Raw genomic sequence first — 16401 nt, 5'->3', positions numbered from 1 at the left:
GAATACGTTCCTGCGGCGTCAACTACTTAGTCTGGGGAAAAATATTTTTTCTTAATGGTTGCCGATCCACCATGCCAGGAGCAAAGGCCCCAGGTAGTGGCGCAACTGGCGGGTGGCCTGGAAAATATGGGCTTCCACGGTGCGGGATGACAAGGATAGTTCATGCGCGATCTGCTGGTAGCTCATGCCTTTAAAGCGGCTCATTTCAAACACTTTGCGCCGCATGGGGGGCATTTCTTCCATCGCTTTGGCCAGTTGCTGCTGCAGTTCTTTTTCGGCCATGCGGTTCCAAAGCTCGTCCTGGGGAATGAGGTAGCTGTTTACCACGTGGATCACTTTTTCCTGGTAGGCGGTGGTTTTGCGGAGCTGGTCTACCAGGGTAGTGCGGGCTATTCTGAAAAGTTGTATGTCAATGCCAAGGTTTTCGTCGAGGCTTGCACGGTAGTTCCAGCATTTGATGAAGGTCAATTGCGTAACTTCCTCGGCAAGGAAGGAGGATTTTGTTTTACGGAGGATGAAGTGGTATATCTTTTTATGATATGCGTAGTACACCTCGTTGAATGCAAGGAGGTTGTCTTCCTTCAAGGCGGCTATCATATTTATAACGTGGATTTGATCCTAATTTAAGTAAAGTAAATGTAAAAATATAGTAGGAGGACATCGCAATCAAAAAAAGGGGAAATCTCATAAGTAAAATGAAGGCTCTGAGCATCGCCTGTATGAAAATTTTCTCCATCAGGTACCTGAATGAAAAAGGGCTGTCCCGAAGTTTTGACAGCCCTTTTTCATGATCTCCATTTACGCATAACAACGTACTGCAAAGAGCCCCGGCGGCACCTTTCCATGCATGGCGTGGATGCGCAGTTCCAGTGCATCGGTGCTTACCGGTGCTTCAAATACCAGGCGTTTGAGTGTTTCGTGGTTATCCGTTACGGAGGCCAGCTCGTTGCCCTGGCCGTCGTGCAGGGAGAATGACTGTACACAGAAGGGCATGGCGCGCTCGGGGTGGCCCATCAGTACGGATTCCATAGGATGGTCAAAATCGTTATCGAAAGCAACCGTTACTTCGCGGATGTGCTGGGGACTGTTCCATTGGAAGGTAATGGCAGGGGCTTTGTCTTCCGGGGAAGCCAGCCAGGCGTTCGGGGCAGTTACCGGGCGGTCTGTCCCGTTGCGGATATTGCCCGCGGGGAAGACAATGCCCTGGCCCAGTTCCATGGCAATGTTCCTGCCACCAGGCCTTCTGCCGGGGCACCAGAACTCAAAGGCTTCCATACCAATGCCTTCCGGGGGTTCCTGCTTGCCAAAGTTAGATACCGCGGGATTTGTTTTATTGAACACGGATAAAATACCGGTTACCCGCAGGTCGCTGTCGGCCAGGGTGATGGCAGGGTTCTTCATAAAGCAAATGAACACGTAGCCATCGTTGGGCAGGGTTTCGCTGAAGTTAAGTGAAACCTCCTGTGCACCTTTTTTCAACGGTACCTGTAAGGTTTGCAGGGTTACATCCGGTGTGTGGTGCGTGTTGCGGCTGGTGGTGCGCAGCTCCACCGTGAGGGTGGTATCCTCGCTGGCAGTAGCCCATACTTTTACAGCAGGCATGGGGCCTGCGGGCAAGGGCAGCATCTGGGCGGCGGCATCGGCCAGGGAGATGGAGCCCGCGGTGGAGGGAGGTAATTGCTGCAACACGTACTCGCTGGAAGCCCGGATGGTAGCGGATTGCACCAGGTCTTCACTATCCTTCATGGGTACGCCGGGTATGTGCTGCCCCCTGCGTTGCAGGGCCGTTTGCAGGGCTTTCATATGCACCGGTGCTACGAGGTCCCTGGGCTGTAATTGTTTTTGCAGGCAGTGTACCGCCGCCATGGCGGAGGCCTGGCCGGTGTAAGCACCGGTGGCCATCACGCGCGATGATCCAAATGCCACGTGCGAGGCGCTGATGATGCGGCCTGCAAAGAATAAGTTATCTATGTTCCTGCTGTACAGGCAGCGGTACGGTACCTGGTACACCCCTTTTGCATGCCATTGGTTGCAGGCCGGCTTTTCGCTGAACACGCCATCTGCCGGGTGCAGGTCAATGGACCAGCCGCCAAAGGCTACCGCATCGTCATGCGTGCGCTGGTGCACGATATCGTGCTGCGTAAGCATGTAATCGCCTTCAAAGCGCCGGCTTTCCCGCTTGCCGGGGATCATGCCCACCCATTCCAGCGTGAGGGTTTCCGCTTCGGGAAATTCACCGGAATTTTTAATGTAGTCCCACACACCATAGATCACGCGCCACAACTCCCACTTGATCTTTTCTGTATCGTGCACCGTGTCCAGCCTTCCACCATATTCAATCCACCACAACTGGCAACCATGTTCCCGGGCGGTAAGCCGCCGGTAGCGGGGTATTTCGCTGATGTGGTCCAGCGCATAGGCAGGTGCCACAAATTTTACCGGCACGCCGGTGTCTTTGGAGTAGAAGTAAAGCGAGTGGCCCAGCAGTTCTCCGTATTCTTTCGTGGGCGCAAAAGGCTCTCCAAATTCGTCCGCCGTTTCTGCACCCATGCGGAAAGCGGCACCTGCCTGGAAGGCTACAATGCCATCGCCGGAGGCATCACAGAAGAAAGGAGCGCTTAAGATGTAGCGCGTGCTATTCTGGCTGCAAAAGGCCGTTACACGGGCTATTACATTGGGGCTGCTTTTGGTGGTCTCATACACCACGGTATTGAGCAGCAGGCGGATGTTGGGCTCTTTCCAAACTTTTTCCAGCAACACGGTATCAAAGATCACGGGGTTACCTTCGGGATTGCGCCACATGTTCTCCACCAGTATTTCATCTACCAGGCCACCTTCGCGCGCCCAGCGGTTGTTATTTCCCATGTGGGAAGTGGCGCCCAGGATCCATAAACGTATTTCGCTCGACGAGTTGCCGCCCAGCATGGGCCGGTCTTGCACCAGTATCACCTTCACCCCTTCACGGGCGGCCGTGATGGCCGTGCACACACCCGCCAGGCCTCCCCCTACTACTACCAGGTCTGCTTCCAGGCTTTCGGTGCGCGGGTCTCTTCTTTCACTGAACTGTTCCTTGATCATCATGATATCACTGAATTTTTTGACGATGAATAACAAAGCCCCCGGGCCGCAGCATGGCCAGTATGGCAGCTGCACTGGCTTTTGCTTGCAGGGTCACGGTGGTTTGCCCACCCGGTTGCAGCGCGGGAATACGGGCCTGCACCCCATTGTATTCCAGCAGGTAGCCATCCGTGGGATATACCGGGAAATCCGCACGGGCGCTCACTTTCACCACCAGCTGCTCCTGCTGCCAGGTAGCTGAAGTGATAACCAGGGGTGAAAATTCTGATTGCAGGTAATTATATAATGCGCGTGGGTTACGGTTTTGGTCCACGGCCCCCCATTGGCGGTAGCCATTGGGATTGGTATTCGGGTAGCGGCTCAGGTAATCATTGTAGGTCCACAGGCAGGCGCCTATCACGTAGTCTGCCTTGCGGAATGCATCAATGGCCGTTTTGCAATGTGCAATGCGCTCATCCTCCGACTTCACAAAGTCTGCCCGCTGGCCAAACTCGCTTACAAACAGCGGCTTGTTGGGATAGATTTCGTGGATGTGTTTAATGGCATTTTCATAATTGCCATACATGTTGGCGCTTACAAAATCCACATAATTGGAGGCTTCGTCTTCCGGCTTCTTCACCAGGCCGGGGTTGTGCACAAAGCAGCTGGCAAACGTCACCAGGCGGGAGTTGTCCAGCTCATTGGCATAAGCTTTCATATCCTTCACCCATTGAATGCCTTCGGGGCGGAAAGACTGGAACTCATTGCCCACGCTCCAGGCAATAATGCTGGGGTGGTTCCAGTCGCGCTGGATCATTTCACGGAACTGCTGGCGGAAAAGTTCCCGCATCCTGGGTCTGGCCATTTGCGAGGGAGCCAGTTGCCAGTTGCCTGCTTCTTCAATGATGAGCATTCCATGCGCATCCATCCAGTTCAGCGTTCTTTCAGATACGGGGTAATGACAGAAGCGGCTGAATTCCATGCCGGCTTCTTTCATCAGGCGCATGTCTTTTTCCACAACGGAGTCCGGCTCCATGGAGCCCAGGCCCGGGTAGTCCAGCGGGCGGTTAGCGCCCCCCATCTTGATGGGATGCCCATTCAGCAGCAACTGTGTGCCTCTCACTTCCACCTTGCGCACGGCAAATGTTTGCAGCAGGGTATCGCCACCGGCTACGCACTGTACGCGGTACAGGAAAGGATGATCCTGGTCCCAGAGCCGGGTGTTGCTGATCTTCGTATATGCGATACCGTTATTAGTATTCCATTTGGTGCGCAATACTTTCCCCTGCGGGTCCAGGAGGGTGTATTGTACCGGGGCACCGGCCTTACCATTCAGTGTGGGGCGCAGGGAAATGATGGCCGTGCCTTTTTGCAGGTCGGGATCTGTTTCCACTTTCACACGTTCAATGAAGGTACTGGTACGGCTCAGCAACCAGCAGTCACGGGTAATGCCGCCATAATTCATCCAGGGGATCAGCTGGCTGTTAATAGGATCGCCGGCTTCCCTGGCGGGGCGGGCCGCGGGAATGGTGGTGGTGTCCCAGTTGTTATCCACCTTGATGGCGATCGTGTTCCTGCCGGTCTTTAATTTACCGGTGAGCTCCACCTCAAACGGTGTATAGCCGCCCTCATGCCCTCCTACCAATTCGTTATTCAGGTAAATGCTGCACTTGTAATACACTGCTTCAAAATGCAGGAACAGGCGGCGGTTTTCCGGGATGGTGGCCAGCTCCATTTCCTTTTTATACCAGGCCTGCCCGTTAAAGAAAAAATAACGGGGATCCACGGAATAACAGTGCGGAAGGTCCACATAATCGAAAGTGGTTTTGCGGAAATCATCCCGGTACCATCCTTCGTTATCGCCCACTTTGAGCGGGTCTATGGCAAAGGCCCAATGCCGGGTGGGTAAATACAGGGTGTCTGTAGCATGGGTCTTTAATGCTATCAACAGCAATAAGAGGCTAAATAAGTTCTTCCTGGGCATGAGGTTGATCATTGGTAATTAAATGAATACGGATCTTTTGGGCGGCCCGCAGCGGGATGGCCGCCACCAATAAGATGGCAGCTGCAATGCCCGCCAGCAGCGACTTCCCTGTGGGGGTAATAAAACAAAGCACAAATAATAAGAGGGCGGTAAAGGCAAGTGCAAACGCGATCACCTGCAGGCCAAACCGGTTCTGGCGGCGGATGGCCTCCATCTCTTCGGGATTGGGCGGCGCTACCTCCTGCTGGCGGAACTGTGCATACCGCAGGTAATCCGCCGCCACGGTCCTGGCCAGCAACGTTGCGGCCACCAACAACAATAGCGGCAATCCCACGCCCAGCATCATTTCCTGGGAGCGGTCCAGCTTCAGGTGGAACAGCCAGGGCGTGATGAACTTGAACACGAGATTAATACCGAGACTTACCGCGGAAATAATGTAAGCGGTGCGGCCGGCCAGTTTCTTAGAGAACAAGGCCCACACGGGTGGCAGCAGCAAAGGCCCGCCGGTGATGGCGGCAATGCTCAGCACCACTTCTATCATGCCTCCTGCAGCCGGCACCAGCAGCGCTATGCCGATCATGCCCAGCCCCAGCAAAAAGGATGACCAGCGCCCCACCGCGATCAGTTTTTTATCTGATGCCAGGGGATTGATAAGGCCCTTATAAATGTCATTTGTAAACACGGCGGAGGTCACGTTCAGTGTAGTATTAGCAGTAGCGGAGGTAGAGAAATACATGCCCGTGAGCATAAGGCCCATGAGGCCGGGAGGCAGCACCAGGCGGCACACCTCCAGGTAAGCATTCTCCGTTTGCAGGCCCACTAAAGCCGGGTTGATGCTCCTGTAGATCATAGGCGGCAGCATCCAGATCACGGGGCTGATCACATACAAGCCGGCAAAGAGGAAGGCCACTTTGCGCGCCGCAGCGGGTGTATCCACACTGGTGTAACGCTGTACAAACGTCCAGTTGCCGCCAATGTAGCTGATGTGGTAGCAGGCAAAGGCAATGATAAAGCCCAGGTTGTACTCCCCATTCAGCGCATGAAAGAAATCCGCGGGCACCTTGTGCACAAAATTGTCCCAGCCACCGGCATGTTGTAAGGCCAGGGGCAGCACGATGAGCACTGCTGCCGTGAGGATCACAAACTGCAGGATGTCCGTCACCATCACCGCCCACAAACCACCAATGGCGGTGTAGGCGATCATCATAAGGCCCAGCGCCAATGTGCAGGCGGGCAAAGGATAGCCCAGGGACACACTCACCAGCAGGGCCACGGGATACAATACCGCGCCCTTGTTCAGCAAAGACACCAGCATGAAAATGTACACATAGAATTTCTGTACGGGCAGGCCCAAGCGCTGTTTTACAAATTCTGCGGCGGTGAGTGCGCCGGTTCGTTTCCAGCGGGGCGCCAGGAACAGGCCTGTTATCAGCCCGCCCAGGCCCATGGTCCACTGGATGGTCACGGAGGTCCATCCATATTTATAGGCCACGGACCCCCAGGCCACAAAAGTGCCCGCGGAGAAAAAGCTCATGAATAGTGACAATCCGCCTATGAACCAGGGCACCGCTTCGCCGCCCGCAAAGAACGACTTCAGGTTGCGCCCCGTACGGGCAAACAACAGGCCGATGAACAGCACAAAAGCAGAAAAAACAAATATCACAACCGTATCGATCGTAGCTGTCATGGGCTTATTGATTTACATGGATAACAATTACACGCAGGCCCGCCGCAGGCAGTGATAGCCGCCAGGGCCCTTGCGCATCCAGGGTTTGCAGGGGATGGCCTTTTTCATCCAGGAGCTGTGCACCGGTAGCTTTTATACCGGGTGTTACCGTAGCCAGCGTGGTGGTCACGGCATCATTGAGCAGCACCAGGTACAAGTTCTTATGCGATGCATCCCAGGCGCCGAGGTAGTCTACCTGCGGCTGGTCTATCCTCACAAAGTCATCATCCAGGTGCAGGCTTACCGCGGTACCAAAAATGTGCCCCGGCGCAAAACCATGGCTCAGGTGCGGGCCTACTTTGGGCGTTACAAACCCTGACGGGAAGCTAATGCCACCTTCACTGCGCAGCGCCATTTCAGACAGCAGGTAGTCAGTGATCCAGCCTATCTGCCACCAGGCATGATGCGGGTAAGGGCCTGCACCGGCATTCATCGCGCGCCAGTAGTAAGAGGCTACCTGTGTTTGCTGGTCCACAAACGCATCGCGCCCCCACGCGGCCGCTCGGGCCATATTGAGGAATAAAGAATCGTGCGTGATACCAAACATGCGCACAAACATACCGGCATGACTGGCCAGCAAAATGGGCCCTGCACCGTTAGCAGAACCAATAGTACCGCCATGTTCAAAGGAAAGCCCTGCCTGGCTGATCTCCCAGTCCTGGCGGGGTTGCCCGTTCACGATCTTGGCTTCCGTGGATGGAATGGGATGGGTATACACGGAGGCCGTGTATAAGCGGGCCGTAGTAATAGCAGCGGCCTTGTACTTTGCATCTTTAGTGAGGTCATACAGGTCCAGCAGGGATTGTGCGGTTTGGCCGGTAGCAAAGTCCGGCACAAAGCGGGCATCACCACATACCCCGAGGAAGTTGGCTTTGTTCACGGCATTGGCCACTATCCAGTCTGCGCCTTTGCGTGCAGCGTCCAGGTATTTTTTATCCTTTAAGACCCGGTAGGCCACCAGCAGCCCGTAAAAAGTAGGACGCAGGTCGCGGAGGTCTGTAAAGTCAGGTTGTTCGCTGGCATGATCATAGGCTACTTCCCAGTGCCCGTCTGCATGCTGCCAGGAAAGCAGCTTGTCTGCACCTAAGCGCAGGCGTTCTTTCAGCGGTGTATTACCGGGCTCAAACAAAAGAATGTTGCCCACATCCAGCATGGTGTAGTAGGTGAGGCCAATGGGCTCTACATACGGTCCCCATTCTTCTGTAAATTTCTTTGATTTCCACAGGTAATACTGGCCGGTGGCGGCGCCCTGGAAAAAGCCCGGCTCCTGCTGTTGCTGCGCCAGCTTAAAGTGCAGTGCATTGGGCAGGCGCTGGTTTTGCAGCAAGGTATCGCCGGTCATTTGCGCCAGCATCCACATGGCGCCGTAGTCTGCATTCTTCATGGCGTCTTTATCAGACCCCACTACTCCACCCAGGTAAGATTGTGCACCGATCCACTGGCCTTTATAAAATTCGTTGCGCCACATGGACGTGCTGTCATCATCCAGGTAGTGACGCATGGCCAGCATGCGTGCGGTGAGGGAATGTCTGGTTTGTTTCAGCGCCAGGAAGTCCGGGAAGTGATATACGTCGTTAATGGCATGCTGGTACACCGGGTACCAATCGCCGGTCTGCAGGGTGTAGCGGAAGTGAAAACTGCGTTGCTCGCCGGGGGCCATATAGGAGCTATCCTGTCCCAGTACGGGATGATACAAGGTGGGTGTAAGCGCCCCGCTGCGGTCCATCAGGGAAAGGCCCAGCTTCCAGTCATTCTGCGTGTAGTGATCTTTTTGCCAGGGATCACGGGCGGTGCCGGGTGCAGCAATCACACTGAGGGTGATGCCTGCTTTATTGCGGATGAGGGGCGATAAAGTACTGGCTGTACGTTCCCGCGCAATCACCGGTTTGTCCGGAATGCCCTGTCCATAAGCATATGCCAGGATAAGATCCCGCTGCAAGGCATGTCCCATGAAAATGCCGGGCACCATGCCCCAGTCCAGCGCTGCTTCCGGTGTGGTCATCAGCGTGGGGGTGGATAGAGCATAATAGCCCGCCTGCTTTGCAGTGAGCGTCATGTCTACCAAAATATCATGTCCATCCAGCTGCCAGCGTGCCTGCACCGCGGCACCTGGTTTCTCCGCGGAGAACAGGATGGTGCTATCATTTTGTTGCGTGGCATTTCCGGGGAAAAAGCGCAGTGCAGTACCTGCGGTGTTCATGGGCACAGGGCGCAGGTTATCGCGCCAGATGCCGGTGAGGTATTTGTATTGCGCCCCTGGAAAATTGCGGGGCTGATGATCGTAACCGGACGCGGTATCTGGTGCACCGGCGGAGTACAGCACGGTGTAGGCGCCAGACAATTGCTGCAAGGCATGCGTCTTGTCCAGGCTTCCTTTTACCAGGTGGTAACCATCTGCCTGTTGCTGCCATTGCAGGTCCAGCGCTGCGTTGTGGAGGCGCACCTGCTGTTGCGCACACAAGGGCGTGGCTGCCAGTAAGAGATAAAATGTAAAGCTATTTAACTTTGTCATGATTTTCCGTTTGCGCCAGTATGTTGCGGGCCACCGCGGCGCCCAGCGTATTGAGGCCCGTTTGATTGTAATGGATCTGGTCCGTCATCCATCCTTTTCCGGGGAAGGAGCCGGCCGCTGCATAAACTATTTTCGTATAGGGGTCTGCGTTTGCCACCTCCTGCTGTATATGCTGTACCTCCTCAAATCCTTTACGGGCGTGATCTTTATAGAAACCCGTCTGCACAATGTAAAACGGCAGGTTGTTTCCCAATGCAGCCCGGAAGCGGTGGATCACCTTCTGCAAGGCGCCTTTGTATTCCGCCGGCGTTAGTTTGCCATCGTTGATCGCATTGGCATCCCGCTCGCCCTGCACCCAGATAATGCCGCGGAGATCCAACCCGGTGGCGGCTTTGGCGGCACGGGCCTTTTCCACGGCATTATTGAACAGGGAGCCACTTTCATCCCAGGTATCCATATCTCCCAACCTTGCCTTTTCATGACAGGAGCTACCACCCCTGGAAGCCGGCACCATGATCACGGTGTCACCCGTTTGGGCGTACCAGGCAGCTGCAAAAGCAGGCCAGGCACTACCGGATTGGGCGGCTTCAAAGCGGTGATCCTGCTCTCCTACCGGGTCCTGCAGGTGCACCAGCGTATTGGTGCTCCAGCGGTATTCCATCGCTGCCGGTCCCGCCGCCAAAGACAGTGCTTTATCACCATGGCCGGTGCAGTTACTTTGCCCTGCTACCAGGAATAGTTGCCGCTTTGGCGGGAGAAGAAGTGAAAGAAGGATGCAGAGACAGGTCATGTGATGAAGGTGTTATGTTGTTAATTGTCTTAGGTCCCAGGCCCCTACTTCCACGGATCGTTCTGTACCAGCTTGGGATTTGCATTGATCTCCTGCTGGGGAATGGGAAAATACTGGTGCTTGGCCTGGGGCTGGCGCGTGGGGAATACATCGTTCACGGCCTTGGGTATCACCTGCAGGAAAGTATTGGTGCGCGTGAGGTCGTACCAGCGGTCTGCTTCGGCAAACAACTCCCAGCTGCGTTCCTGCAGCACGGCCTTGATGAAATCATCCTTGGAAAGGCCCGGGGTCAGATCATCCAGCTGTGCGCGGTGCCGCACGGTGTTAATATAATCATAAGCGGCGGCATCCGCACCATTCGCCCTTGCCTCCGCTTCTGCGGCAATCAGGTACACATCTGCCAGGCGCAGGATGGGAATATTGGTGGCATGGGAACCACCTACAGAGTTGGGGTCCATGTATTTTTTCACCAGTACCCCCTGTTTGGTAATAGGCGTAATGCTTGCCTGGTGTACCACGTTGCCGGCACGGTCAATATAACTGGTATCCAGCAGCAGGCGGCGGGTATCTTTCGGATCAAAGGAATTAAAGAAAGATTGATAGGCGAAAGCAGAGCCGTAGGAAGTTTTGCCATAGGCCGGTGCATTACTGTTCACCGGGCCGTATAAGCTCATGATCTGGGAGGAGCGCACCGGCTGGGCAGATTCCGCCTCAAAGGCAAACATATTTTCCACGCGGGCCAGGTCTTCCTTTGCAGGATCATATACATCGCGCACGTCTGTCATAAGCGTATAGCGCTTGCTGTCCAGTACTGCTTTGGCCATCTGGAGCGACAGGGCCCAGTCGCCATTGTACAGGGCAGCCTTTGCATACAGCGCCTGCGCTACCTGTTTGGAGGGGCGGCCCTTGGCCCAGGCAGCGGTATAATCTGGCAGGAAGAGGATGGCAGAATCCAGGTCTTTATAAATGCGGGCATATACATCCTTTGCATCGCTTTTAGGTGCATAGGCTGCATCCAGCGATTCACTGGGTTGCGTGCGCACTACTACGTTACCAAAGTTCTTGGTGAGCATCCAGTGGAAGAAGGCCCGCATGAACTGTGCTTCCGCAATGATCTGGGAGCGGCGGGTGGCATCCATATTGGTGGCCGGCACCTTAGCGATCACCCAGTTAGCGCGGTCAATGCCTTTATAACAGTTGGTCCACAGATCCAGCGGGCTTTCGTTGCCACGGCTGTAACTCAGTACGGTGGTATAAGCCGGGTCATAGCTGTACAGCGGGTAGGTATCGCGGCCCACCACCGGGCGGGGATATACCTGGTCCCCGCTGAAATCCGCTATGAGCAAGGGTGAGGGGCCGGAGTAAAGATCGCCCAGGGATGAGTACACAGCCGCGAGGGCTGCTTCCGCATCTTCCTGTGTTTTATAAAAAGTATTGGTATAGATAGATGAATACGGCGTTTCATCCAGTTTGCAGGCGCTGAAAAAACAAGCGATCAGGCCCAGTACGATGCATATGTTGCGTTGCATAAGATTACTTTTTGAAAAGTGTTAAAACGAAACCTGCACACCCAGCAGATAAGACTTGGCCAGCGGGTACACCAGGTTATCCACCCCAATGAGGGTATTGGAGTTACCGAACGTGTTCACTTCCGGATCAAAGCCGCTGTACTTGGTGATGGTAAACAGGTTGTTCACACTGGCATAAATGCGGGCGGAAGAGATCACTTTCTTAAACGGCACATGGTAGCCCAGTGTCAGGTTCTTGCAGCGCAGGTAAGAGCCGTCTTCCATAAAGCGGTCTGTAAGCGGGATACGGCCGCCCTGGAAGCCGCTCACATATTCATTACTCGGGTTAGTGGGCGACCAGCGGTTCACCAGCGCCTGGTACATATTGCGGTTGCCCAGCGGGTTTTCAAAGGTGTAACGGATCAGGTTATACACTTTATTGCCCTGCACACCAGAGAGGAATGCACTGAAGTCGAAACGTTTGTAGCTCACATTGGTAGAGAAGCCGTAAATGAAGGAGGGATTGGCATTACCGATCACACGCTGGTCATCCGCGGTGATCTGTTTATCATTGTTGAGGTCCTTCACCTTCACACCACCGGTGCGGCTGCCGGAACCCGCCAGGATGTCTTCACCCGTTTGGTAAATACCGTCAAAGATGTAAGTCTTGAACAGGCCCAAAGGCTGGCCCACTTTCAGGATGCTGTAATTGCTCACCGTGTATTCCTGTACACCACCGGCAAGGCTCAGGAGCTTATTGCGGTTTACGGTCACGTTGGCCGCCACACTCCATTTCACTTTGCTGTCCAGGATCGTTGCGTCCAGCCCCAGTTCCACGCCGCGGTTTTGCATGCTGGCAAAGTTGCCCGTGATAGCGCTATAACCGGATGAAAGCGGCAACTGCTGCACAAAGAGCAGGTCCTTGGTTTTCTTGTTATACACATCCGCTGTAAAATTCAGGCGGGAGTTGAAGAGGCTGAGGTCTATGCCAATGTCTGCCTGCAATGATTTTTCCCAGCGCAGGTCCGCATTCGGGATACCCGTGGGCGCAATGCCGCTGGAAGATACGTGGTTAAAGAAATAGTTGCCCGTAGCACCCACAGTAGCCAGCGACTGGTAAGCGCCAATAGCGCCCGCATTGCCCGTAAGCCCATAGCTGGCGCGCAGTTTCAGGTTACTGATAGCACGTATGTTGGCCATGAAGGGCTCTTCGGAAACGCGCCATCCCACTGCACCTGCGGGGAAGAAGCCGTACTTGTTATTCTCCCCAAACTTGGATGCACCATCCACGCGGGTAATGAGGTCTACCAGGTAGCGGTTCTTATAGCCGTAGTTGATGCGTCCCATGTAAGAGTCCAGGCGGTCCTTACTTCTCCAGCTGCTCACCGTGCGGTTCACTGCCAGTTGCAGGGCCTCGTTCTCCGTGGCATCGTTGGGGAAGTTAGAAGCATTGATGGTATTGTTATTTACGTTACCAGACTGGGTGGCAAATACACCCGTCACTTTCAGGGAATGATCCTTTTTGATGGTGGTCTGGTAAGTAAGAATGCTTTCATGCAGCAGGGATACATTGTAGGTATTGGACTTCACCGCGGTACCGCCACCGGCTATCAGGTCTGCCGAGTTCATGATGGAGCGCGGAGAGTAGTAGTCACGCAGGGTGCTGGAGATCACGGGGTCAAAATTGGCGCGGTAGGTAAAGCCTTTGAAGAAAGTAAATTCCGCATAGATATTGGCCAATGTTTGCGCGGTCTTTTCGCGGTTCAGGATCTGCGCAAGGCCCAGGGGATTTACCACTTCGCGGTAGCGGCCATCCATCTGGTCGCCAAAGGGCCACACCGTGCCATCTGCTTTGTAAGGCTTCAGGGTGGGCGGCGCCCCCATAGCGGCACCGAGGATGCTTTGGGTTACCGCGCCCGCATCAATACTGGTAGATGCAGTGGGCACCGTGCTATTGACGCTGTAGTTTGTATACAGGCTGGTACCTACTTTCAGGAGGTTGCTGACGCGGTGGTCCAGGTTGAGGCGGAATGCGTAACGGGTGTAATCAGAATTGATGATCACCCCATCCTGCTTAAAGTAGTTGCCAGACATGGCAAACTGTGTTTTATCATTACCGCCGCTTACAGAGATCTGGTGGTTCTCTATAGGTGCGTTGCGGAAGATCATGTCCTGCCAGTTCACGCCTTCGCCCAGGGTATCAGGGTTAGGATAAACACTGGTGTGGTAGATATCATTTTCCAGTTGTGCAAACTCAGTGGCGTTCATCATATGCATACGCCTGGTGGCATCCTGATCACCATAGTAGCCGCTGTAGGTAACAATGGCTTTGCCGGACTGGCCACGTTTGGTGGAGATAAGCACCACGCCATTGGCACCACGGGCGCCGTAAATAGCAGTGGCAGATGCGTCTTTCAACACCGCTACCGATTCAATGTCGTCCGGGTTGATGGTGGACAAGGGGCTCAGTTGTGTGATGCCGCCCTGCCCATCGCCGGAAAGCGGGGTGTTGGACAACTGTACACCGTCCACTACGTAGAGCGGTTCAGACGTGCCATTGATAGAGTTTACACCGCGGATGCGCATACTTACGCTGCCACCGGGAGCGGCAGAGTTTTGCGTGATCTGTACCCCGGGCACGCGGCCTTGTATACCCTGCACTACGTTGGCCACCGGCGTCTGGCGGATGTCGGCAGATTTTACAGAGGTGATGGCGCCGGCTACGTCCCCTTTCTTTTGGGTGCCGTAACCTACTACCACTACTTCACCGAGGGCCTTGGGATCTACTTCCAGAGCCACCACCAGGCTTTGCTGGTTGCCGATGGGAACTGTTTTGGAAAGATAGCCGGTAAAGGAAAAGACCAGCACGGGATGTGCCTTTGTGGAAGAGAGGGAAAAGGAGCCATCCAGGTTAGACACGGCACCTTCCGTGCCCTGTTGCACGCGAATGCTCACCCCTACGAGTGGGCTGCCGTTTTCTGCGGCCAGCACTTTACCCTTAATTACATGGGATTGGGAAAAAGCCCGCAGTGAGCATAATAATATTGGGAAAATTCCCAACATCAGCCACCGGGTCACCGGTACATATTTTGACATAGATGTGGAATTTTACTTACTCTCTCCCTGTAGCTCCAAAATGAAGCCCGTAGCGGAAAAAGCAGTATTGTTATAACGTGGAGGAAACTTACCGGGCTCAATTTTGCGAAACAAATTCACATGGCAAAGAAAATTGCGGTAAAGTTTTTTTTGGGAACGATCCCATTTTTTTGGGAATGTTCCCAAATGGTTATCTTTGAAAAATCAGGCTTTATTCCACGTAATATGAAGACGAAATACACGTCGATCATCGACATTGCCAAACAGCTGAATATTTCCAAATCCACCGTTTCCCGCGCACTCACCGGCCACCCCAATGTGAATCCCCGTACGCGCAAGGCGGTGCTGGACCTTGCCCAGGAAATGGACTACCAGAAAAACTCGCTGGCGCTCGGGCTTTCCCTGCACCAGACCAATACCATCGGTATACTGGTGCCCGAGTTTATGTCCACTTACTTCCCCTCGGTAATCCTGGGCGCCCAGGAAGTGTTCCAGGCAGAGGGCTATCAAACGGTGATCTGTCATAATAATGAGTCGTACGATGCAGAGGTGGCAAACGTGAAACTGCTGCTCTCCTACCGGGTGGATGGCATCATTGCATCGCACACAAAGGAGACGCGCAACTTTGACCACTTCCGCATGGTGCAAAGACATGGCATCCCGCTGGTGCTCTTTAACCGCGTGAGTGAAGAACTGAATGCCCCGAATGTAGTGATAGATGATTATGCTGCGGCCATGACGGCGGTGGAGCACCTTATTAAAACGGGGCGGCGCCGCATAGCGCACCTGGCAGGGCCGGATTCCCTGATCAACTCCAGGTTGCGGAGCCAGGGCTACCTGGATGCATTGAAGAAACACAAGATCCCCGTGGACCCCGCGCTGATGCTGTCTTACGACCTGAGTATTGAAAAGGTGCGCATTTATATGAAACATTTCCTGGACCTGCCACAACCACCGGATGCGTTGTTTGCGATCAATGACCCCACGGCCATTGCAGCGATGGAAGTGGTGAAAGAGAAGGGACTGCGCATACCGGATGATATTGCGGTGGTAGGGTTTAGTAATGACTTTTCAGCGCAGCTGGTGTCTCCCAGCCTGACTACGGTGTCACAGCCTACGATGGACATCGGGCGGGAGTCTGCGCGGTTGTTGTTGGGAGAGATGAAGCTGAAGGGGGATTATTCCGCACGGAAAGCGCCTTGTGTGCAGTTGAAGACGAAATTGATCGTGCGGGATTCTTCGGTGAAGAAGGAAGAAAGCGGGGCGAAGAGGAAGCGGGGATGATGAATGGCGGCTAACGCCCGCTTTATGAACACCTGCCGTAAGATTAAATTAAATAACACCCATAACTGATGGAACGTAAAATAATACTTGTCCCGAAAGACAAAGCAGCTCAAATCGCTTTAGATCACGACACGGCAACTCCATCGCAATTAATGGAACTGTCATTGAGCCAAACCGAATTTAAAGAATTAATAAGAACAGGTTTTTTTGACCTTATAAATCATATAGCCGGTGTAAATATTGATGACTACGAAGATGAGTGCATAGAAGAGAAAGAAAAATTAGAAAAAGTATTGCAAAGTGCCCTCTTTGCAACCAATGTCACAGGCAAAGTAGCTCAAATTAAATCTCTCTTTGAAGCAGCAATAAGCCGGGGCACCGGGGTCTATTTCTACTTTTAACCCCGGTGCAACAAACTGCCTGCCGCTGCGCCCCAATGCTCCT

10 protein-coding genes are annotated in these 16401 nt (G+C 54.0%); 2 read left to right on the top strand and 8 right to left on the bottom strand.

The features are described from left to right. Positions 1-51: 51 nt before the first annotated feature. The 8 genes from DCC81_RS14025 to DCC81_RS13990 form a co-directional block, all read right to left on the bottom strand. Positions 52-597 carry a sigma-70 family RNA polymerase sigma factor gene (locus DCC81_RS14025; protein WP_108687243.1) on the bottom strand — a complete coding sequence of 182 codons (546 nt, stop codon included), beginning with the start codon at positions 595-597 and terminating at the stop codon, positions 52-54. A 201-nt stretch (positions 598-798) separates the two neighbouring features. Continuing rightward, positions 799-3081 (bottom strand): FAD-dependent oxidoreductase, encoded by a 2283-nt coding sequence (locus tag DCC81_RS14020; RefSeq protein WP_240612988.1) that lies wholly within the window; start codon positions 3079-3081, stop codon positions 799-801. A gap of 4 nt (positions 3082-3085) precedes the next feature. Then, the gene (locus tag DCC81_RS14015) at positions 3086-5053 is read right to left on the bottom strand and encodes a glycoside hydrolase family 2 protein (protein WP_108687242.1); all 1968 of its coding nucleotides are present in this window, start codon (positions 5051-5053) and stop codon (positions 3086-3088) included. Next, on the bottom strand, positions 5019-6728 hold the full coding sequence (locus DCC81_RS14010; RefSeq protein WP_108687241.1) for a sodium:solute symporter family protein: 1710 nt from the start codon (positions 6726-6728) through the stop codon (positions 5019-5021). The genes DCC81_RS14015 and DCC81_RS14010 overlap by 35 nt, the downstream gene beginning before the upstream one ends. Before the next feature lie 4 nt (positions 6729-6732). Beyond that, positions 6733-9279, bottom strand: coding sequence for a glycerophosphoryl diester phosphodiesterase (locus DCC81_RS14005; protein WP_205686333.1), 2547 nt, complete (start codon positions 9277-9279; stop codon positions 6733-6735). After that, complete coding sequence (locus DCC81_RS14000) at positions 9263-10069, bottom strand: sialate O-acetylesterase (RefSeq protein WP_108687240.1); 807 nt, start codon at positions 10067-10069, stop codon at positions 9263-9265. Before DCC81_RS14000 ends, DCC81_RS14005 begins: the two co-directional genes overlap by 17 nt. Positions 10070-10113: 44 nt before the next feature. Further along, positions 10114-11598, bottom strand: coding sequence for a RagB/SusD family nutrient uptake outer membrane protein (locus DCC81_RS13995; RefSeq protein WP_108687239.1), 1485 nt, complete (start codon positions 11596-11598; stop codon positions 10114-10116). Between the two features lie 21 nt (positions 11599-11619). Continuing rightward, positions 11620-14673, bottom strand: a complete 3054-nt coding sequence (locus DCC81_RS13990; RefSeq protein WP_108687238.1) for a SusC/RagA family TonB-linked outer membrane protein — start codon at positions 14671-14673, stop codon at positions 11620-11622. Between the two features lie 225 nt (positions 14674-14898). On the opposite strand from DCC81_RS13990, the gene DCC81_RS13985 reads away from it, so the two are divergent. Both DCC81_RS13985 and DCC81_RS13980 read left to right on the top strand, forming a co-directional pair. Further along, positions 14899-15957 (top strand): LacI family DNA-binding transcriptional regulator, encoded by a 1059-nt coding sequence (locus DCC81_RS13985; RefSeq protein ID WP_108688244.1) that lies wholly within the window; start codon positions 14899-14901, stop codon positions 15955-15957. 68 nt (positions 15958-16025) lie between these two features. After that, on the top strand, positions 16026-16358 hold the full coding sequence (locus tag DCC81_RS13980; RefSeq protein ID WP_108687237.1) for a hypothetical protein: 333 nt from the start codon (positions 16026-16028) through the stop codon (positions 16356-16358). The last annotated feature ends 43 nt before the right edge of the window (positions 16359-16401 follow it).

It is taken from the genome of Chitinophaga parva, from assembly GCF_003071345.1.
In the GTDB taxonomy this organism is placed as follows: domain Bacteria; phylum Bacteroidota; class Bacteroidia; order Chitinophagales; family Chitinophagaceae; genus Chitinophaga; species Chitinophaga parva.
Note: the sequence above shows the minus strand (reverse complement) of the source record. Positions and strands in the feature narration are given on the sequence as shown.

Excerpts from the sequence above, each read along its gene's own strand:
- DCC81_RS14010 (WP_108687241.1), bottom strand. The coding sequence starts at position 6,728 with ATGACAGCTACGATCGATACGGTTGTGATATTTGTTTTTTCTGCTTTT.
- DCC81_RS13990 (WP_108687238.1), bottom strand. The coding sequence starts at position 14,673 with ATGTCAAAATATGTACCGGTGACCCGGTGGCTGATGTTGGGAATTTTC.
- DCC81_RS13995 (WP_108687239.1), bottom strand. The coding sequence starts at position 11,598 with ATGCAACGCAACATATGCATCGTACTGGGCCTGATCGCTTGTTTTTTC.
- DCC81_RS13985 (WP_108688244.1), top strand. The coding sequence starts at position 14,899 with ATGAAGACGAAATACACGTCGATCATCGACATTGCCAAACAGCTGAAT.
- DCC81_RS13980 (WP_108687237.1), top strand. The coding sequence starts at position 16,026 with ATGGAACGTAAAATAATACTTGTCCCGAAAGACAAAGCAGCTCAAATC.
- DCC81_RS14005 (WP_205686333.1), bottom strand. The coding sequence starts at position 9,279 with ATGACAAAGTTAAATAGCTTTACATTTTATCTCTTACTGGCAGCCACG.
- DCC81_RS14000 (WP_108687240.1), bottom strand. The coding sequence starts at position 10,069 with ATGACCTGTCTCTGCATCCTTCTTTCACTTCTTCTCCCGCCAAAGCGG.
- DCC81_RS14015 (WP_108687242.1), bottom strand. The coding sequence starts at position 5,053 with ATGATCAACCTCATGCCCAGGAAGAACTTATTTAGCCTCTTATTGCTG.
- DCC81_RS14025 (WP_108687243.1), bottom strand. The coding sequence starts at position 597 with ATGATAGCCGCCTTGAAGGAAGACAACCTCCTTGCATTCAACGAGGTG.
- DCC81_RS14020 (WP_240612988.1), bottom strand. The coding sequence starts at position 3,081 with ATGATGATCAAGGAACAGTTCAGTGAAAGAAGAGACCCGCGCACCGAA.